Source organism: Roseibium sp. MMSF_3412 (genome assembly GCF_030733265.1).
In the GTDB taxonomy this organism is placed as follows: Bacteria; Pseudomonadota; Alphaproteobacteria; order Rhizobiales; family Stappiaceae; genus Roseibium.
On sequence record NZ_JASHJI010000003.1, the window covers coordinates 160,394 to 178,437 of the forward strand.

Below are 18,044 nucleotides of genomic sequence, written 5' to 3' on the forward strand. Positions count from 1 at the left end.
GCAGCACCGGGTCCCGTTTCACCGCAGGACGGAGTTTCCCATGTCCTCACTTGATCGCCCGATCCGCCTTCTCATTCTGGGAACGGGCAACATGGCCGGAAATCACGCCGCCGCCTTTCAGAAAAACCCGGCCGTGGAGATCGTCGCGGGCGTCGACCGCCGTCCGGATATGCTCACCGCATTCTGTGATCGCTACGCGATCCCGCACCGGTTCGAAGATCTTGGAGACGCAATTGCCTGGGGCGAGTTCGATGCCGTCTCGAACGTGACCCCGGACGCCGCTCACCATCCGACAACAATGCAACTGCTCCATGCCGGCAAGCATGTTCTGTGTGAAAAGCCGCTCGCGACAAATGTTGCCGACGCTGCCGAAATGACCGCGCTGGCGCAGCAAAGAGGCGTTGTCGGCATGGTCAACCTGAGCTACCGGGACGTCGCCGTTCTGCAGAAGGCAGCGCAACTGGTCGCCGAAGGTGAGATCGGCGCGCTCAGGCATTTCGAGGCGTCTTATCTGCAAAGCTGGCTCACCCAGCCGGCCTGGGGCGACTGGCGCACCGAAAGTCAGTGGCTGTGGCGCCTGTCGAGCGAACATGGATCGAAGGGCGTGCTCGGCGATGTCGGCATTCACATCCTGGATTTCGCCACCTTTGCCGCCCAGAGCGAGGTTTCGGAACTGTCCTGCCGCCTGAAGACCTTCGACAAGGCGGACGGCAACCGTATCGGCGAGTACCCGCTCGATGCCAATGACAGTTTTACCATGCAGGCGGAACTTGAAAACGGGGCGCTTGGGACGATCACCGCAACCCGCTTTGCCTCCGGCCACCTCAACGATCTGCGCCTGCGCCTTTATGGCGACAAGGGCGGTCTGGAGGTTCTGTTTGAAAAACGCGCCGAGAGCCTGCGGATTTGCCGGGGTGCGGATCTGACCGAAGGCCGCTGGCAGGAGGTCGATGCCGGGCCGGTTCCAACCGTCTACGAACGGTTCGTCGATGCCATCCTGGACAAGGTTAAACCGGAACCGGATTTTGCCCACGGCGCACGCCTCCAGGCGGCGCTCGACACGGCCGAACTGTCGGACGCACAAAACGGCCCGTTCCTGAAAGTCGGGCCTTGAGGCTAGAGCTGAGTTGAATGAACTGCGGCGGAGCCTGAGGGGCTCCGCCGCGTGAAGTGGGTACTACAGCAAGGCAACATCACCAGAAGACTGCAAAGTCCGCCGTCCCTCCATGCAATGTATGCATAAGCTATCGCAGTCTCCCTGATACTTCGTTCAGGCCACGGCAGCGTTTTGCATCAAATTTTACGGGACCCGTTGTCCTGCGCCCCAACGGAGCGCATGTTTGCGCGGATATTGATCTGAAAACGTGTTATCTTTCAATATGTTGTTTTATGAATCGCTTGCACGGCCCGGCCACAACCTCTTCTGAAATTTCCGGTCGAAATCGGTCGATTGTCCCTGTTTCAGGCAGACCAGAACGTGTCGCTCTCTTCAGGCAGTGCCTCAACCATCCAGATCCTGCCTATCTGCTGGCCGCGTATGGTCATGAGATAGGCCGCGAAGTTATGCAATTGCAAACCCTTGCGCGCGGCCTTGACCTCGATCATCACCAGCACCTGGTTCTCATCGACGTCGGCAATCTGGGTGATCTTCAGTCTCGGTTTCACGGTCGCGATATCGAGCTGCGCGATGAGGCCCATGTAGGCCTCCCGGCCCTTTACCTGCTTCGTGCTGCCATCCCTCTGCGTCACCTCGGCCACAAGCGCATCGGCAAGACAGGAAGCCATGGTCTCAAGGTCGGCCGCGTTGAACGCATCGACAAAGGTCCGCACAACGCGGCTGTTTCTGGATTGCGGTGACATCGATACCCCTCCGGCCTCATTTCGCGGTAGGATCAGGAAAAGGCAAATGGTTCGCGAAACCGTTTCCCAGGTCAGGATATCATGCCGCAGCGTCGAAGAGGCCACCGAACAGACGTCAAGAGGACCGCTCCATGCCCGGAAGATCAATTGTTGCAAGGTGGAAAGCTCCGGCAGCCGCACTGATAGGCGCCGGTCTATGTGCAGGAATGGAAACAGCCGAGGCACAGGATATTGCCGAGAGGTTCGCAGATGGGGTTTGCTATGCTCGGACCTATTCGGCGGATCACCTTGCCGAACACCCCGGACAGAAGGTTGCACGCATCTGGTTCACCGCCGATCCGGACATGCGCCCGGACGGCTATGCGGCCGTGTTGAAATTTGCGTTCACGCTCCGGGACGGACGGTTTTACCAGAGCTTCGCCTATTGCCGCGCCGACGGCTTTTGCGGGACGGAAGGCGATGGCGGGCGTATCCAGTTGACCGGCCGTGGCCAGAACCTGCGCATGTCGATCGTCGATTACCTGATTGTCGAAGGCGATGATTTCTCACCGGATCTCATGCAAAGTGACGACCGCGTCTTTCTGCTTTACCCCGGTCCTGCGTCGGCGTGCGGCTAGCCGTCAGGCGCAAAAAACCGAATGCCGTTCAACCTACACCCCCACAAACGTGTCGTAGTGCCGTTCCCCGAGCGTGGGCTCAAAGACGGGTCCGTGAAAACGATCACTTGCGGGAGACCCGGGCGCGCCTTGCAGGGCACCCACATTCAGGCCGCCAGGCGAAGACCATACGCCTGAGGGGAGCTGGATACTGAACGCTATGGACGTGTCTCTTGCCGGGCTGTCAGGCCCAAGTTCGAATTCCTGAAGTGCGTGTCCCGTGCCAACGAAACCGGGACCTTCGTCATTGGTGTGGTCCCCAAGCGGATATCCGGCAGCGATAACCTCCTCCGCAAAGGACGGGAATTCAACCACGTCTCCGTCGAAATCGATGTTCCACCGCTCCCAGCTGGACGTGAATCGCTTTTCGTATTCCGCTTCATGAACCTTGCCGAAAAACCCGTTTGTCCTGGGCGTGTCCGTTTTTGCAGGCGCATAGGCAATGGCGTTGTTCCTGTGGCTGAGCCCCGGCAGGAGCCCCTTCTTGATGTAGCTGGACCGGGTAATGAAACTGTTGTGAAAAACGTAGAGACCGGCAAAGGGCCCCTTCGCCCGCTCAACCTTCTTGATCGGCTTGAAGACTGCACCGCCCCTGTTTTCGTCCTTGTCACCCTGAAACGGGTCCGACCCCTGTTGCGTCCGGAAAGACCCCGTGTTGGAAAAGATGTACATCGGCCCGCGGGTCTCGCACTCGATCGAAAACCACTTGTGAACGTCGATCATGTCGTTGTGGTGAAACCACCAGTTCGCCGCACCGTCCTCCGGTTCGAACACATTGTCCCGGATCTGCTCGAACCTGTTGTGATGTATGTGAAAGTCACGGTTGAGTTCGGCCTGGGCCGAGGTGTTGAACCCGTGGATCGCGTTGAACGCCGCCTTGATCATGCAATTCCGGATCGTGACGCCACCGGAAATTTCATTGGACCGGAAGAAATCGCCATCGAACAGGCGGTAGTCTTTTTCCAGGTCAACTTTTTCACCATGCACACGAGACCACGGGATCCGGTGCCAGAGGCGGTCGGGAACGGTGTCCTGGGTCCATGTGCAATTCTCGATGAGGATGTCCCGCGTGACCGCCCCCAGCGCGCCGATGCAGAAGGTGGCGTCTTCAAAGGCGCAGTCCTTTATGCTGATATCCGCCGCGGACTCGATGAAAATATGTGTCGGCCAGGACTTTGAAAATGCCAGGCCGCGCACGGTCACATGCTGACACCGGTAGATACGCAGGCTTGCGTCATCGATCCAGGGATAAAGGCCCGGAAAGTCGTATCCGATCTCGAGCGCATGCTGTGCCAGGCGGTTGGACGGACGGCGAAACGCGTCTGAGCTCACGCCCCGGCTGATCATGCACTCCATGGGATCGACACCGGGCGCAGGCTCGATCACGATCGGCCGGCCATCTGCGCCGCACCGGCGGCTGATCGTGTAGACACCGTCATAGGTTCCCGGCATCAGGTGCACCCTGTCGCCGGCAGATACCCGGTCGAGAACAGCCTGAAATGTCTCTGGCGATACTGGAAAGTCGGTCACGTCAGTGGTCCAATCGAAACGGGTCTTGCAAAACGGGCTTCATCTACGCACACGCGAGCGTCTTACGTAAAGTCAGCTTATGTACGCATAGTTGCAAAGTAAAACGCGCGCTTCACGAAGGGACCGCTGCGGACGAAGCTGGCGCCTGATCTTGAGCAAACAGTGCCCGCAGGCGGCGTTCTTGCACGGCTCGTTGATAGAGCTCACAAGAAAGCTGGGAATGCCATCGTTGCCGGGCGGGATATTCCCAGAAGCGCCAGGATCGTCGGAGCAACGCTGCGCTGGTCCAGGATCTCCGCGGGCTCGGCCTTCACACTGCCGGCAAAGGACAGGAACGGCACATGACGCAAACACGCTGCGTCGCCGCCGTGATTGCCGTCCTCGTCCATCCCGTGATCTGAGGTCACCAGCACATGATATCCGCGGTCGAGCAGCCGAGGAATGAGCTGCGCCAATGCCGCATCCACCTTTTCGGCTTGCCGGAAATAGGCCCGGCCAAGGCCGGTATGCGCGTGACCGAGGGTGTCGCAGCTCGACGTATGCAGAAGCAGGTATTCGGGCACGTGCCGGTCGGCGATCAGCCACGCCTGCGCGCACAGATCGATTTCCGCCGGCTGGACACTGTTTTCGGCATCGTACCCGTCCATGCTGTAGTAGCGCGCATAGGCGATCGGGGCATTCGGGTCGGTGATCTCGGCGTGAGAAAAGGCGTCGAACGGCGTGCCGCCGAAAAGCGTATGAAAATAGCAGTGCCCGACAACGCCGCACCGCCCTCCGGCCGCTTTCACCTGCGAAAACACACTCGGGTCCGAGGATGGGCGCAAGCCCTTGTTGTCCATCAACCCATGATCCTTTGGTGCACGGCCTGTATGAAGCGTTTCGTAGAGCGGTGCGGAAATCGTCGGCAGACAGGCGCGCATCGTGCGGATCTGTGCGTCGCCTCCGGCAACGGCGGACATCAGGTAGTGGCAGGCCGCACGCGCGGTATCGTCACGCAATCCGTCGATCACGATCAGGCAAACCTTGGTCATGACGGACACCCCGGCCTTTAGCGAAGCTCGGACTTGCCGGTCTCGCGACCCACGTGGAGGTCGACGAGACGCTGCACTCTGGGCGCAAAATGCCGGAAGTCAGGCGTTTCCATGCCTGCCACCTTGCCCGCCTCATCCAGATACCGTACGGCGATGATCTCCCTGAGATTGGGGTTCTTCTCGAATTCGGCGACTTCCTCGGCGCTCATTGGCCCGCCTTGCAGGTTCAGCGAATGAACGGACGCTTCGGAAAGCCTTTCAAAATAGGAGGGCTTGGTTGCGCACAAATAGCGTTTTGCCGCGACATGGTAACGGCAGCAATCCGTCACGACGCTTGGAAAGAACCGTTCGAGGATCTCGGCGCCGGCATCCTCATGGTGCCGGTCTTCGGTGTCTTCCATCGTGAAGGTGCCGAATTCGGAGGTGAAATGCCCGATATCATGCAACAGTGCACCGACGATGATCTCGTCGGCTTGCCCGTTCCGTTCGGCAATGGTCGCGCCCTGCAGCATGTGTTCGCCCATGGTCACGGGTTCACCCAGATATTCTTCCGATCCCCGGCGTTCGAAAATCGAGGCGAGAAACTCCACGATTGTATCTGCGGTGAGGTCCCGCGCCGGTCCGGTCATTCCGCGGCCTCCGGTGAGATCCGGCGTAGTGCGTCGCGGGTCGAGCGGAGCCCGTCCTTGTCGGCGTAACAGCCCTGGAGCCAGCGTTTTCCCGCACCCGAATAGGCCTTCCTGGCGTGCAGCACGCGCGTGTTGTCCACCACGAAGGCCTCGCCCGGATCGAGGCGGAACACCACCTCCATCGCAGGGTCGTCGATGATCTCACCGAAGCGTCGATAGGCGGCATACCAGAGATCCATCCGCTCAAAAGGCACATCGGTTACGGCCGCAAGTGACCGGTTGTTGAAGCGCACGCCGATCAGCTCGCCATCGGGAGCCAGGTCGATAAGCGGGCGGCGGGACGTCAGGCAGACGCCATCCTCGCCTGCATATTCGAACCGTGCACAATGGCTGGCGAGCACGTCGAAATAGTCCGGATTTTCTTCCTTGAGACGGCGCGCACAGGCAAAGCCGTCGACAACCATGTTCTCACCGCCGGCCGCCGAGCTTTCCAGGCAGTAAAGCACCTGTATCGTGGGAACCGGGTCGCGGTATGGATTGTCGGTATGGGCCTGCAGTCCGAGGCCGGTATAGGCCAGATTGGTGGGGTTTACTTCCGTGCGGACCTCGAACAGCCTGCCGTAGTTGGTTTCGCGGACGTAGCCGAACAGATCGACGACCTTGAACAGCGCCCCTTCCTCGACCGGCCCGCCTTCAACCTTGCCGAAGCCATAACGCACAACCTGTTCGATCCAGTCCTGAAATGCTGCACCGCGCCGGACAAGCATCGGGTAGTGTCCGGTCGGAACATGCTGCTGCAACGTTGCATCCCAGGGTGAGAGTTCTTCCGGAACCCACCCGCGCACCGGCTGGTCCGGTGCGTCATAGCTATGGGCGTCAAGCCAGGCCAGGCTGAAGGCGATGGTTCTTTGTTCCGGCGCGAAGGTCACGTTCAGGATATCGCCGTCCACAACGGCGGCGACAATCCGCGTGTCAGCGGGTATGTCACGCAGGGCAATCAGACGCTGACCGTTGCCTGCCGCGCGCGTGCCGGGGTCCTGCGCATTGTCCCGGAGCCAGATGGCATGATAGCGGGCTGAGCCCTTATCGGAATGAAGCGTCAGGACTTTACCGTCCTGACTGAGTGTCGTCTGCATGGCGTCTCCCTCACGGCCGGCACAACGGATAAGCACCTCCCATTTGAGCGAAAAAGGTATATAAACTCAAATCATAAAAAACCTGACTGAGCAGCGCTTTTGCTAATGGATGAATCACTCTACAAACTCCCGCCGCTGGAGTGGGTCCGAGCCTTCGAGGCTGCCGCGCGCCTTGGCAGTTTCACCGCAGCCGCGGCCGAGACCGGCCTGACCCAGCCGGCCGTCAGCCAGCGGATCGGGCAGCTGGAAAAACACCTCGGCACGCAATTGTTCCTGCGCCGGGCACGCACGATCTCATTGACGGTCGACGGCGAAACCTGGCTGCCCCACGTCCAGGCGGCGTTGCGCACCTTGAGTGAAAGCGCGGAAATGCTGTTTGCGAGCCAGCGGCTTCGCCTCACGATCTCCGCGAGCCAATCCGTGATTTCCATGTGGTTGGCCCCTCGGCTGGCCCGTGCCTGCGCGGCAACCGGCGCGCAGATTTCCGTGCAGTCTTACATTCTGGGCGGGCAGACCGCGACGACGGACACCACCATCCAGATCAGGTACGGCTCCGGGGGCTGGCCGCATCATTTCCAGCTCCCGCTCTACCAGGAGGCGCTTGCTCCCGTCTGCGCGCCGGAGCTGGCATCTGAAGACTGGACGGCGCTTCCGCGCATTGCCTGCACCGGCCCGCGTCCCGACTGGGGTCAATTTTCAGAACGCTTTGCCGTCCCCTCCACGCCGATACCCCGGATCAGGGTGGACACGCTGCATGGAGCCATCGCGGCCGCGAAAGCTGGACAGGGCGTCGCCCTCGGATCGCTGGCGCTTTGCGCCGAAGACCTGCGCAACGGCACGTTGATCCAACTCGGAAAAGACGTCTATGAGCACAACGAGACTTACTGGTTGCTCGCCTCGCGGAACGCGATCGGTGGGCGGCAATGGGAGGCGCTGTCGTCCGAGCTGGTTTCACTGTGATCATCGGCGTAGCAGGCGTGGCCAACATGACCCCTACCTTAGAACACGAGGTTCATGACCACCAGCGACACGACAAGAAAGAGGATGGTCATGATGCCGCCGCTCTTGATGAAGTCCGTCACCTTGTAGCCGGCCGGCCCCATGATCAGCGCGTTGACCTGGTGGGTCGGGATCAGGAAGGAATTTGACGTTGAAATCGCCACGGTGAGCGCAAAGATGGCCGGATCGCCGCCGGCAGCCACGGCAATGGAGACCGCGAGCGGCACCAGAAGGACCGTCGCGCCGACATTGGACATGATCAGCGTGAACACGGTGGCCAGAACAGCAAGCCCCGCCTGCAGCAACCACACCGGCCAGCCGTGCAAGAGCAGCAGGATCTGCTGCGCGATCCACTCGGCGGTGCCGGACGTCTGCACCGCCTGGCCCAGGGGGATGAGGCTGGCCAAAAGAAAGACCGTGCTCCAGCTCACGGCCTCGTAGGCGTCATCGATATCGAGCACCCCGGTGAGGATCATCCCGGCCGCCCCGGTGAGGAGGCACAGGGACAGGCGCAGATCCGTGAGCAGGATAAGGGACAGGGAAACAAGGAAGAAAAACAGGGCCCACACCACCTTCTTGGGGCGGAGTTCCTCGTGCGGGAAATCGGTCGTGACGACCACGAAGTCGCGGTTTTGAGTCAGTCTCGTCAGCGCTTCCCAGGTCGTCAGAATTACGATTGTGTCCCCGGCGCGGAAAGGAACCTCTGCGATCTGGGTCGGTTCATGATCTTCCGTCGACACCAGGCTCAACGTTTCCTCGCCCCGGTGGATCGCCAGCATGCTCGCCCCGTAGGTTTTTCGGAAGACGACATCATGGGCGCACTTGCCGATAATCGATGACCCCGGCGTCACGACGATTTCGGCCACGCCGGACTTGGTCGGCGCATAGTCCTCGGCAAAGACATCCAGCTTGTCGTGGAGGATGAAATTCGCATCCTCGGCCATGTGCCGGACTTCCTTTGCGCGGCCGAGCACGGCCAGCCTGCAAGGTGTCGTGATCTTGGTCGTGATAACCGGCGCGAACCAGGTTTTGCCGTGGAAGGCGCTGCCGATGATGTAGACATGGTAGCGCTCGATGACGTCATCAAAGGTTTGCCCCTCAACGGGGTGTCCCGCCGGGATCGTGATCTCGAAGATGTCGGTCTTCAAACCATAGATCTTCTTGAGATACTCCTTCATCGGCTGCGCGCTGGTGGCATCGCCCGCTTCCTGTTCCCCCGGCAGGATCCACCGTCCGAAGATCATGAAATACAAAATGCCCGAGGCAACCAGGGCGACGCCGACCGGTGTGACCGAAAACAGGCTGAAGGTGCCCATTTGCGCCGTCTCCGGAAGCGACCGGTTGGCGGTCACGATCAGATCGTTCAGCAGGATCAGCGGCGAGGATCCGACCATTGTAAGCGTTCCGCCCAGGATCGCGCAGAAGCCCATCGGCATCAGCAAACGGCTGAGCGGCAGTTCCGTGCGCACCGAGATACGGCTGACTACGGGCAGGAACAGTGCCGCGGCACCGACATTCTGCATGAAGGAGGAAATGACACCGACCGTGCCCGAGACAATCGGAACAACCCGGGCTTCGGAACTGCCGCCATGTTTCAGGATAAGCGCCGCGACTTTGCTCATCAGGCCGGTCTTGTCGAGCCCGGCGCCGATGATCATGACGGCGATGATCGAAACGACGGCATTGGAAGCGAGCCCGTTGAACAACTTGCTGACATCCGCCAGCGAATGCAGACCGGGCATCTGACTGAGCAGGCCGAGCAGCACCATGACGAGAATGGCTGCGAAATCGATACGAACGATCTCCGAGACGAACAGTATGACCGTGAAAACGAGCAGACCCAGAACCACCATCATCGGGTAGGTTAGAGTGATTGCCTCCAACGTGCGCGCCCCCCGGCATCTTGTTATTGTCTGGCCGAAATGGATCGGCCCTTTTTTGCCTCAACCTCCGGACAAGCGTGTTCACCTGCCCGCAGCAGGCAGGCTAGCAAACTGAAAGACTGTAATCCATCCCGCGATGATCGTTTGCGGCGCGCTGTCTTCAACAACGAGCGAAGCGGTCCCGACCCCGCCCCCCGGGCACCGTTGCTAAGACGATCCCGCCAGGATCTTCGGCACCTTGTTCGGCCTGAGGCGATGGGCATCCGGCATGCCCTTGCCCAGAAGCGGGCGCAGATAGAGACGGAACTCGTCCGTCACATCGTGGCCGGAGGCGGTGATGAATTCATCGGGCATCGTCCGGGTCTTTCCGGCGACCTGCTCCAGCGGCACCAGTTCATAGTCGACGGAATAGTGGCCGGTGCGCTTGATCGTTACCGATCCGTCGCGATCGCCGAACATGCCGTATTGAACGGCCTTTTCGCCGACTTCGCGGGCTTCATTCTGATCAACATCGGACACGCAACCGACAAAACTGCGCTGGATATAGCCGAGCGTATCGCCGCGCACCCGTGTGATCTTCAGTTCCTGCTTGACCTTCTGCGTCAACAGGTCGGCCAGGGCTCCGGTTCCGGACAATTGCACATTGCCATGCGCATCGCGTTCGATCTCGCTGGCGAGCTTGGCAATGATCGGTGTTCCCGAGCCGTCATGAATGCCTTCGCTGACGGCAACGACACAGCGCCCGTGCCGGTCGTAGATGTCCTTGACGTCCCTGATGAACTTGTCGATCTCGAAAGTGCGTTCCGGCATGTAGATCAGGTGCGGACCATCATCGGAGAATTTCTTCCCCAGAGCCGAGGCGGCGGTGAGAAAGCCGGCATGGCGCCCCATGACGACACCGATATAGATGCCGGGGAGCGCCGCATTGTCCAGGTTGATGCCCATGAACGCCTGCGCCACGTAGCGCGCGGCGGAGGGAAAGCCGGGCGTGTGGTCATTCTCGACAAGGTCGTTGTCGATCGTCTTCGGAATGTGGATGCAGCGCATATTGTAGTCGGCCTTGCGCGCTTCTTCGTTCACGATTCGCACGGTATCGGAGGAATCGTTGCCGCCGGTGTAAAAGAAATAGCCGATCTGATGCGCGCGCAGGACCTTGAACAGTTCCTGGCAGTATTTCAGGTCCGGTTTGTCGCGCGTCGAACCAAGCGCTGAAGACGGCGTGTTGGCGACCATCTCCAGATTATGCGTGGTCTCCTGTGTCAGATCGTAAAAGTCCTCGTCGAGGATCCCACGCACGCCGTGAACAGCACCATAGATCAGCTCGACGGAGCGGAACTTGCGTGATTCCAGGACAGCCCCAACCATGGACTGGTTGATAACCGCCGTCGGACCGCCACCCTGAGCGACCAGTACCTTGCCATGAAACACAGAAATACCCTCCTGAATCTGTTCCTAGATAAGTGGCACCAACGATGGTCAAAGAACAAGCATCTTATTCGTCCAAAAGGCCGATCGTAAAAGTTTAACCGGACGGCGCGGCATTGACGCAACGACCCATGGACTGCGCGATTGCACCTGGTGCCGCCATCTGGTTCGGGCTGTCTGCCAGCTCCTCCAGGGCTGGTTTTCTTGGCAGGATCGCCAAATCGCGACTGCGGCCCATTGCAGGCTTTTGGAAATTACGAACATATGCGTTTGGTGAACAAAATTCGAAACACAACCAAGGGGCATCATGGACCAGACCATTGAGTCGAATTTACGCGGCATCGTCCTGATGGTCCTTTCCATGGCCGCGTTCGCGATGGCCGACACCCTGATCAAGCTGGTTTCGGGATCGGTCGCGCCGGCACAGATCATGTTTCTGATGATGGCCGGCGGCTCCTTCATGTTTTGCCTGATCGCCAAGCTGCAAGGTGCGCGGCTGATGGATCGCCGGATCTTCGCGCCGGTCTTTCTGGTTCGCTATCTCGCCGAGGTCGTCGCGATGGTCGGCATGGTCATGGCGCTGACGCTTGTGCCGCTTTCGACGGTCGGGGCCATCATCCAGGCAACGCCGTTGCTGGTTGCGCTGGGCGCTGTCGTGTTTCTCGGAGAAAAGGTAAGCTGGCGGCGCTGGAGCACGATCGTGCTCGGATTTGCCGGTGTTCTTCTGATCGTGCAGCCGGGTGCGGACGGATTTGATGCCCTCTCCCTTTGGGCAGTCTTGTCGATGATCGGACTGTCCGTGCGCGATCTGACGACACGCATGACCCCGCCCGACATGGCCTCCGCCAGCCTGGCAGCCTATTCGGCAATCGCCGCCCTGCCCTTTGCCATGGCGTGGATCGTGATGGATGGAGACACTTTTCTGCCTCCGGAGGCAGACTGGGTGTTCCTCATCTCGATCATCTTGCTTGGCTCGCTCGGATACCTGCTACTGACCGCATCCATCCGTTCGACCAGCCTGTCCGTCGTCGCCCCTTTCCGCTATGCGCGGCTCCTCTTCATGGTGATCCTCGGCATGGTGGTGTTCGGCGAACGCCCCGGAGTGTCGATGCTGGCCGGTACGGCCCTGATCGTGTTCTCGGGCCTTTACATGATGTGGCGCGAGCGCCTTGTGAAGCAGCAACCCCGGTAGCTGCAAACGGCGGGACCCGCAGCTCGCAGCCCAGGTATCATGCCCTTTCAGCACTGCCGGACCGGCAATCGCGTTCTTTACACAATTGTAAAGTCGGGCGCAGATGGGCGTAAACTACATCACCCATTTTCAGATCATCGAAAGGCGCGGTGCCTTTCCGAAACCTGGAGATGGAGAAGAAACATGGACAAGAAACTGATTTGTGGAACGGTCGCAGCTGGCATGCTTTTGGCAACAAGCGCGATTGGTGCCCATTCGGCACAGTCTGTCCCTGCGGCGGCAAATCTCGATATGACCAAAGCCATTGAGATCGCCCTTAAGGAGGTGCCGGGCACGGTTCAGGAAACCGAGCTGGAAAAAGAAAACGGCAAGCAGGTCTACGAGATCGAGATTCTGACCGCCGACGGACAGGAAATGGAAGTTGAAATCGACGCTGAAACCGGCGCGGTCCTGGAGATCGAGGCAGACGGCGACGACGACCATGATGACGACGACAAGTCGGCAGGCTAAAACATGTATCCCGTAAGAGGCTGCCGGCAACGGCGGCCTTTTTCACCGGACAAAAACGGCCTATGGAAAGACATGCGAATTTTGCTTCTTGAAGACGACCGGGAACTTGGACCATGGGTCGCCGGAGGACTGCGCGAAGAGGGCCATGTCGTCGATCATTTCACGGACGGCAAGGAAGCCCTCATCGCCTCCATGGGCCAGGACTACGACATTCTGATCCTCGACCGCATGGTTCCGGGTCTCGATGGTCTTGCGGTTCTGAAATCGCTCCGTGCCTCGAAAGACACCACGCCGGCTCTGTTCCTGACCGCCCTTGGCGAAGTCGATGCGCGCGTTGAAGGGTTTGAGGCCGGAGGCGACGACTATCTCACCAAGCCGTTTGCATTTGTCGAACTGTCGGCACGCGTCAACGCACTCGGGCGCAGGCGCGAAGGTGCAGCCTCTGAGACGAATGAGCTGACCGTGCTCAGGTTCGCGGATCTCAGCCTCGACCTTCTTGCCCGGCACTGCGAGCGCCAGGGCCAGACGATCGAGTTGATGGCCAAGGAATTCAAACTGCTGGAATATTTCATGCGCCGGCCCGGACGCCTTGTGACCCGCACCATGCTGCTGGAACAGGTCTGGGACATGAGCTTCGACCCCACCACCAGCGTTGTCGAGACCCATATCAGCCGCCTGCGCGCCAAGATCGACAAACCATTCGGCGACGAGTTGATCCGCACCAGACGGGGCGAAGGCTATGTCTTTGGCCGCTAAGCTGGCAGCACCCGTCCGCTGGCTCTTGCGCTCGTCGGCCCTGCGGCTGACGTTGCTTCTCTCAGGCCTTTTTGCCATCGGCATGGCCGTTGCCATCGTCGTCGCGCTGACCCTCGGCCGGGATGCCGTTCTGCAGCGGGTGGATACGTCTCTTGCCGGGCTCGCTGCCGCTGTTGCAGCCGATAGCGTTCAGGGAGACACGTTCTCGGTAATCATCCGGCCCGTTTCCGAACTTGGCGGCCTGCCCAGGGCCTTTGCTCGCGTTGCGGATCGGGGCGGCGGCACCGTCAGCCTCGACAAGGACTTCCGGCGCTCGGAAGAATGGCGCGTGCTGATCACTGAAGACAGCCGCGGCGCTCCGGTTCTGATCGCGGTTCCGCTGGATGACAGCCTCGACGCCCTTGAGCTGCTTGGAAACATTTTATGGACCACGGCAGGCGTTGTCCTGGCTGTGGCGCTCGCGATCGGCCTTGGCGCGGGATACCTCGCCCAGCGGCGCCTGAAACGGATAAACGAAGCGCTGATCCGGCTGGCCGAAGGCGACCTGAAGGCGCGCACGGGCAACCGCAGGTCTTCCGACGACCTTGATGATCTGGCGCGCCGCCTCGACAGGACGGCAGACGAACTTGAGCGGCTGGTCAGCCAGACCCGCCATCTCAGCGCAAGCATCGCCCATGACCTCAGGACGCCGCTCGCCCGCCTACGCGCCCGGCTGGAAATGATGCCGGACGGGGAAGAACGCGGTGCCGCCCTGGAAGAAGCCGAACGGCTGTCGGGCATTTTCGACACCATCATGCGGATTGCCAGGATCGAGGCCGGTGTCGGTACGGACGGGTTCAAGCCGGTTGCGTTGGGCGATCTTCTGGAAGAGGTCGCCAGCATCTATGAGGCCGTGATCGAAGACGGCGGCAAGCAACTTGATGTGTCCGTCAAATCACCCGAAACGGTCCTCGCAGACCGTCAGATGCTGGTTCAGGCCCTGGCGAACCTCATTCAGAATGCGCTGGTCCACGGCGGCAAGGACATCACGTTGTTTGCCCACGGAACAGAGATCGGCGTGGCCGACAACGGGGATGGCGTCGACCCGGCGGCATTCGAGGAGATCGTCAAACCGATGGTGCGTCTGGATGCGGCCCGCGAAAGCGACGGCACGGGATTGGGCCTGGCGCTGGTGCGCGCCGTCGCGGACCGGCACGGAGCCAGGCTGTTCCTGACCAAAGAAACGCCGAGCGGCCTGCGCGTCGCGCTCAAGTTTACAGAATTGTAAACTAGCGGTCAGGCGGGCGAAAACCCCGGGCTCCATATCAGGTTTATCGAAACAATCCTGAATAGGGAGACCTCACTTATGAAAACCTTTATGACCAAAGTCACGTCGGCCGCCGCAGCCGCCGTTGCCCTTTTTGTCGGCTGTGCCCTGGCCGGACTTGGCCTCGTGGTCATGGCCCTTTTGGCCATGTTCGCCCTCGCAGCAACCGGCCTTGCCCTTCTCGCTGCCCCGTTCATGCCGAAGCCCGACGAAGACATCGAAGGCCCGGGCTTCCGCATCATCCGTGAAAACAAGCCGGCAGCGTGATGGCCGTTACGACGCCAGCAACGGCGCCTGAGAATGAACTTCCAAAACGAAAAAAGCCGCCCGAAAGGCGGCTTTTTCAACTCACTGAGGTATCGTGAGAAATCTGGAGCGGGCGATGGGATTCGAACCCACGACCCCAACCTTGGCAAGGTTGTGCTCTACCCCTGAGCTACACCCGCATAGTGACCTGCACTTCAGCCGTTCGGCCTCCGCGTCGGTGGCGCAGTATATGGACCAAGCCGGGACGGATTGCAACAAGGAAATTGAAGAAATTTTTTTAGGCGTCTTTTTGTGACCAACCCGCGGGGCATTGCATGAAAATCGGCAGAAAACAGGCGTTTTCCTGATCGATTTCCGCTTGTCGCAAGGCCTGCAATCGCGTTAAACAGCCCGGACCAACACTATCTCGGGAAAAAACATGCCTGCGACACGCGACGACCTTCTGTCCTTTTTGGCCGAACTCGGCATCGCGGTTTCCACCGTCGATCACCAGCCGGTTTTCACTGTCGCCGAATCCGGCGACCTGCATGAGCGGATCCCGGGCGGGCATACGAAAAACCTGTTCGTGAAAGACAAGAAGGGCCGTCTGTTTCTGATCGTCGCGCTCCACGATGCGGAGATAGACCTGAAGAAGGTCCACCAGGTCGTCGGCGCCCAGGGACGGGTGTCCTTCGGCAACGCGGATCTTCTGATGGAAGTTTTGGGGGTGGAGCCGGGATCGGTAACGCCGTTCTCGCTGATCAACGACCGTGGCAACCTCCGGGTCACCCCGGTCTTCGACGCCGCGATGATGCAGCATGACATTCTCAACTACCATCCGCTCAAGAACGACGCGACGACGGCGATCAGCGCAGCCGATCTTCTGAAATTCGCCGAAGCCTGCGGTCACGAACCGCGCGTTCTTGCCGTCAGCGAACAGGCCAGGGAAGCCGGGCTCTAGGGTACAGTCTCAAAAATGAGGCCGTGAGCTGATCCTCCCGATACGGGAGTTTGTATTTCAAGCACGGTGGCTCCATGTTAGGACCAGATTCGAAGTATCAAGATGCGAGATTGGCCGGTTTGAACACCCCGGCCGGAAAACACGAGGCGGGCATATGAGCAATGGCAACTACAGCGTCGGCGGCCAGGTGGGCGGCGGATTCGGTGCCAGCATGGGTGGCGGTTACGGCGGCCAGGGCGGCGGTTTCGGCGGTGGCGGCGACGGTGGAGACAACGGTGCATCCGGCGGCGACCTGGTTTTTGACGTCACCACGCAGACCTTCATGGCGGACGTTCTGGAGGCCTCCCGGCATCAGCCCGTGCTCGTCGATTTCTGGGCACCCTGGTGCGGTCCCTGCAAGCAGCTGACGCCAATCATCGAGGCAGCCGTCAAGGCAGCCGGCGGCGCGGTCAGGCTGGCGAAGATGAATATTGACGATCATCCGGAAATCGCCGGACAGATGGGCATCCAGTCCATTCCGGCCGTGGTCGCCTTCAAGGACGGCCAGCCGGTGGACGGCTTCATGGGCGCACAGCAGGAAAGCCAGGTGAAGGAATTCATCGAAAAGCTGGCCGGGCCGGCTCCGGCGAACCAGACCGATGCCTATCTGGAACAGGGCGCGGCCCTTCTGGCGGAAAACGACTATCCGCAGGCCGCCCAGATGTTCGGCGCTGTCATGCAGATGGAACCGGACAATGTGAAGGCCATTTCCGGTCTCGCACAGTGTTACCTCGGCGCGGAAGAGCTGGACCGCGCGAAACAGGCGCTGGAACTCGTTCCGGAAGACAAGCGCTCCGACGAGGCCTATACGGCCGCAAAGGCGGCTTTGGACCTTGCCGAACAAGCCGCGTCTCTCGGGGATCTTGCTGATTTCCATGACCGCATTGCCAAGGATCCGCTGGATCACCAGGCGCGCTTCGACCTCGCTCTCGGACTTAACGGCAAGGGCGACAAGGAAGGTGCCGTCGACCAGCTGATCGAGATCGTTCGCCGGGACCGCGAGTGGAACGAGGATGCCGCCCGCAAGCAGCTGCTGCAGTTCTTCGAGGCCTGGGGATTCAAGGACCCGGCCAGCAATTACGGCCGCCGCAAACTCTCTGCGGTTCTGTTTTCTTGACGATCGCGCGGAGTGACACACATTTACCGGGAAGACCGGTTTCAATCGCCGGTGCCTGAACGAACACAATAAAAAGGGCCAGGAGATGCAGGCGGGAAATGCCATTTACGAAACGATTGCGGATCTGCCACCTGTGTTGCCCGTCTTCCCGTTGTCCGGAGCGCTGCTTCTTCCCAGAACGCAGCTGCCGCTGAATATTTTCGAACAGCGTTATCTCGACATGGTGGATGCGGCGCTTTCCGGAAACCGCCTGATCGGCATGGTACAGCCTGCGTCCGAAACCGCGTCCGCCGACACGGACAGCCCTGTTCTGGCCAGTGTCGGATGCGTCGGCCGGCTGACCAGTTTTCAGGAAACCGGCGACGGCCGCTACCTGATCACGCTTCAGGGCGTTACCCGCTTTGCGCTCGGCAAGGAGCTCGCGACCTACGGTGCGTTCCGGGAAGTCGAGTGCGATTTTGCTCCCTTTGCAACCGATCTCACCTGCGGTGACGGCGAAGAGGATGTCGACCGCAACGGTCTCCTCAAAACGCTGCGCGATTACCTGGACGCCAACAATCTGGAAGCGGACTGGCAAAGCGTCTCGGAAGCGGAAACCGAGGTGCTCGTCAACGCGCTCTGCATGATGTGCCCGTATGGTCCGCAGGAGAAGCAGGCACTTCTGGAAGCCCGCGACCTGAAGACGCGCGCTGAAACGCTCATTGCAATCACCGAGATGGATCTGGCACGTTCGCAAAACGACGGCGGCACGACGCTGCAATAATCCGT

Annotated in this window: 18 protein-coding genes and 1 tRNA gene; 11 read left to right on the plus strand and 8 right to left on the minus strand. The window is 60.2% G+C overall.

Features of this window, described 5'->3' with window-relative positions; translation table 11 throughout:
- Positions 1 to 61 precede the first annotated feature (61 nt).
- Entirely contained in the window at positions 62 to 1,114 is a 1,053-nt protein-coding gene (locus RBB49_RS06955; protein WP_306142381.1) for a Gfo/Idh/MocA family protein, read from the plus strand.
- Positions 1,115 to 1,461: 347 nt separating this feature from the next.
- On the opposite strand, the gene RBB49_RS06960 is transcribed toward RBB49_RS06955, so the two are convergent.
- On the minus strand, positions 1,462 to 1,860 hold the full coding sequence (locus tag RBB49_RS06960) for a nuclear transport factor 2 family protein (protein ID WP_306141991.1): 399 nt from the start codon (positions 1,858 to 1,860) through the stop codon (positions 1,462 to 1,464).
- Between the two features lie 131 nt (positions 1,861 to 1,991).
- On the opposite strand from RBB49_RS06960, the gene RBB49_RS06965 reads away from it, so the two are divergent.
- Complete coding sequence (locus RBB49_RS06965; RefSeq protein WP_306141992.1) at positions 1,992 to 2,477, plus strand: hypothetical protein; 486 nt, start codon at positions 1,992 to 1,994, stop codon at positions 2,475 to 2,477.
- 33 nt (positions 2,478 to 2,510) lie between these two features.
- Here RBB49_RS06965 and RBB49_RS06970 read toward each other — a convergent pair whose 3' ends face one another.
- The 4 genes from RBB49_RS06970 to RBB49_RS06985 all read right to left on the minus strand — a co-directional run bounded on the left by RBB49_RS06970 (position 2,511) and on the right by RBB49_RS06985 (position 6,842).
- Entirely contained in the window at positions 2,511 to 4,046 is a 1,536-nt protein-coding gene (locus tag RBB49_RS06970; protein WP_306141993.1) for a hypothetical protein, read from the minus strand.
- A 203-nt stretch (positions 4,047 to 4,249) separates the two neighbouring features.
- Positions 4,250 to 5,077, minus strand: coding sequence for an alkaline phosphatase family protein (locus RBB49_RS06975; RefSeq protein WP_306141994.1), 828 nt, complete (start codon positions 5,075 to 5,077; stop codon positions 4,250 to 4,252).
- A 17-nt stretch (positions 5,078 to 5,094) separates the two neighbouring features.
- The gene (locus RBB49_RS06980; protein WP_306141995.1) at positions 5,095 to 5,706 is read right to left on the minus strand and encodes an HD domain-containing protein; all 612 of its coding nucleotides are present in this window, start codon (positions 5,704 to 5,706) and stop codon (positions 5,095 to 5,097) included.
- Positions 5,703 to 6,842, minus strand: coding sequence for a TauD/TfdA family dioxygenase (locus tag RBB49_RS06985; protein ID WP_306141996.1), 1,140 nt, complete (start codon positions 6,840 to 6,842; stop codon positions 5,703 to 5,705). Before RBB49_RS06985 ends, RBB49_RS06980 begins: the two co-directional genes overlap by 4 nt.
- A gap of 105 nt (positions 6,843 to 6,947) precedes the next feature.
- Between RBB49_RS06985 and RBB49_RS06990 the strand changes: the two genes are divergently transcribed.
- Positions 6,948 to 7,802, plus strand: a complete 855-nt coding sequence (locus RBB49_RS06990) for a LysR family transcriptional regulator (protein ID WP_306141997.1) — start codon at positions 6,948 to 6,950, stop codon at positions 7,800 to 7,802.
- Positions 7,803 to 7,840: 38 nt separating this feature from the next.
- Here RBB49_RS06990 and RBB49_RS06995 read toward each other — a convergent pair whose 3' ends face one another.
- Together RBB49_RS06995 and RBB49_RS07000 are read right to left on the minus strand one after the other, a co-directional pair.
- Positions 7,841 to 9,724 (minus strand): SLC13 family permease, encoded by a 1,884-nt coding sequence (locus RBB49_RS06995; protein ID WP_306141998.1) that lies wholly within the window; start codon positions 9,722 to 9,724, stop codon positions 7,841 to 7,843.
- 207 nt (positions 9,725 to 9,931) lie between these two features.
- Positions 9,932 to 11,152, minus strand: a complete 1,221-nt coding sequence (locus RBB49_RS07000; RefSeq protein WP_306141999.1) for a 6-phosphofructokinase — start codon at positions 11,150 to 11,152, stop codon at positions 9,932 to 9,934.
- 304 nt (positions 11,153 to 11,456) lie between these two features.
- Between RBB49_RS07000 and RBB49_RS07005 the strand changes: the two genes are divergently transcribed.
- The 5 genes from RBB49_RS07005 to RBB49_RS07025 all read left to right on the plus strand — a co-directional run bounded on the left by RBB49_RS07005 (position 11,457) and on the right by RBB49_RS07025 (position 15,180).
- Positions 11,457 to 12,341: a DMT family transporter gene (locus tag RBB49_RS07005; protein ID WP_306142000.1), complete on the plus strand. Its 885-nt coding sequence runs from the start codon at positions 11,457 to 11,459 to the stop codon at positions 12,339 to 12,341.
- 183 nt (positions 12,342 to 12,524) lie between these two features.
- A complete protein-coding gene (locus RBB49_RS07010; protein ID WP_306142001.1) occupies positions 12,525 to 12,851 on the plus strand; it encodes a PepSY domain-containing protein in 327 nt (108 codons plus the stop codon).
- A gap of 72 nt (positions 12,852 to 12,923) precedes the next feature.
- Positions 12,924 to 13,607 (plus strand): response regulator transcription factor, encoded by a 684-nt coding sequence (locus RBB49_RS07015; protein WP_306142002.1) that lies wholly within the window; start codon positions 12,924 to 12,926, stop codon positions 13,605 to 13,607.
- Entirely contained in the window at positions 13,591 to 14,874 is a 1,284-nt protein-coding gene (locus RBB49_RS07020) for a HAMP domain-containing sensor histidine kinase (protein WP_306142003.1), read from the plus strand. Before RBB49_RS07015 ends, RBB49_RS07020 begins: the two co-directional genes overlap by 17 nt.
- 78 nt (positions 14,875 to 14,952) lie before the next feature.
- A complete protein-coding gene (locus RBB49_RS07025; protein WP_306142004.1) occupies positions 14,953 to 15,180 on the plus strand; it encodes a hypothetical protein in 228 nt (75 codons plus the stop codon).
- A gap of 104 nt (positions 15,181 to 15,284) precedes the next feature.
- Here RBB49_RS07025 and RBB49_RS07030 read toward each other — a convergent pair.
- Positions 15,285 to 15,359: transfer RNA gene (locus tag RBB49_RS07030), tRNA-Gly, on the minus strand.
- Between the two features lie 239 nt (positions 15,360 to 15,598).
- On the opposite strand from RBB49_RS07030, the gene RBB49_RS07035 reads away from it, so the two are divergent.
- The 3 genes from RBB49_RS07035 to RBB49_RS07045 all read left to right on the plus strand — a co-directional run bounded on the left by RBB49_RS07035 (position 15,599) and on the right by RBB49_RS07045 (position 18,039).
- Entirely contained in the window at positions 15,599 to 16,120 is a 522-nt protein-coding gene (locus tag RBB49_RS07035) for a prolyl-tRNA synthetase associated domain-containing protein (RefSeq protein WP_306142005.1), read from the plus strand.
- Positions 16,121 to 16,274: 154 nt separating this feature from the next.
- Positions 16,275 to 17,276 (plus strand): thioredoxin, encoded by a 1,002-nt coding sequence (trxA, locus tag RBB49_RS07040; protein WP_306142006.1) that lies wholly within the window; start codon positions 16,275 to 16,277, stop codon positions 17,274 to 17,276.
- Positions 17,277 to 17,361: 85 nt separating this feature from the next.
- Positions 17,362 to 18,039: an LON peptidase substrate-binding domain-containing protein gene (locus tag RBB49_RS07045; protein ID WP_306142007.1), complete on the plus strand. Its 678-nt coding sequence runs from the start codon at positions 17,362 to 17,364 to the stop codon at positions 18,037 to 18,039.
- Positions 18,040 to 18,044 lie beyond the last annotated feature (5 nt).

What these genes read in the sequence shown, in the direction of transcription:
- RBB49_RS06960 (WP_306141991.1), bottom strand. Translation starts at nt 1,860, where the DNA reads ATGTCACCGCAATCCAGAAACAGCCGCGTTGTGCGGACCTTTGTCGAT.
- RBB49_RS06965 (WP_306141992.1), top strand. Translation starts at nt 1,992, where the DNA reads ATGCCCGGAAGATCAATTGTTGCAAGGTGGAAAGCTCCGGCAGCCGCA.
- RBB49_RS06975 (WP_306141994.1), bottom strand. Translation starts at nt 5,077, where the DNA reads ATGACCAAGGTTTGCCTGATCGTGATCGACGGATTGCGTGACGATACC.
- RBB49_RS06980 (WP_306141995.1), bottom strand. Translation starts at nt 5,706, where the DNA reads ATGACCGGACCGGCGCGGGACCTCACCGCAGATACAATCGTGGAGTTT.
- RBB49_RS06985 (WP_306141996.1), bottom strand. Translation starts at nt 6,842, where the DNA reads ATGCAGACGACACTCAGTCAGGACGGTAAAGTCCTGACGCTTCATTCC.
- RBB49_RS06990 (WP_306141997.1), top strand. Translation starts at nt 6,948, where the DNA reads ATGGATGAATCACTCTACAAACTCCCGCCGCTGGAGTGGGTCCGAGCC.
- RBB49_RS07005 (WP_306142000.1), top strand. Translation starts at nt 11,457, where the DNA reads ATGGACCAGACCATTGAGTCGAATTTACGCGGCATCGTCCTGATGGTC.
- RBB49_RS07010 (WP_306142001.1), top strand. Translation starts at nt 12,525, where the DNA reads ATGGACAAGAAACTGATTTGTGGAACGGTCGCAGCTGGCATGCTTTTG.
- RBB49_RS07015 (WP_306142002.1), top strand. Translation starts at nt 12,924, where the DNA reads ATGCGAATTTTGCTTCTTGAAGACGACCGGGAACTTGGACCATGGGTC.
- RBB49_RS07020 (WP_306142003.1), top strand. Translation starts at nt 13,591, where the DNA reads ATGTCTTTGGCCGCTAAGCTGGCAGCACCCGTCCGCTGGCTCTTGCGC.
- RBB49_RS07025 (WP_306142004.1), top strand. Translation starts at nt 14,953, where the DNA reads ATGAAAACCTTTATGACCAAAGTCACGTCGGCCGCCGCAGCCGCCGTT.
- RBB49_RS07035 (WP_306142005.1), top strand. Translation starts at nt 15,599, where the DNA reads ATGCCTGCGACACGCGACGACCTTCTGTCCTTTTTGGCCGAACTCGGC.
- trxA (WP_306142006.1), top strand. Translation starts at nt 16,275, where the DNA reads ATGAGCAATGGCAACTACAGCGTCGGCGGCCAGGTGGGCGGCGGATTC.
- RBB49_RS07045 (WP_306142007.1), top strand. Translation starts at nt 17,362, where the DNA reads ATGCAGGCGGGAAATGCCATTTACGAAACGATTGCGGATCTGCCACCT.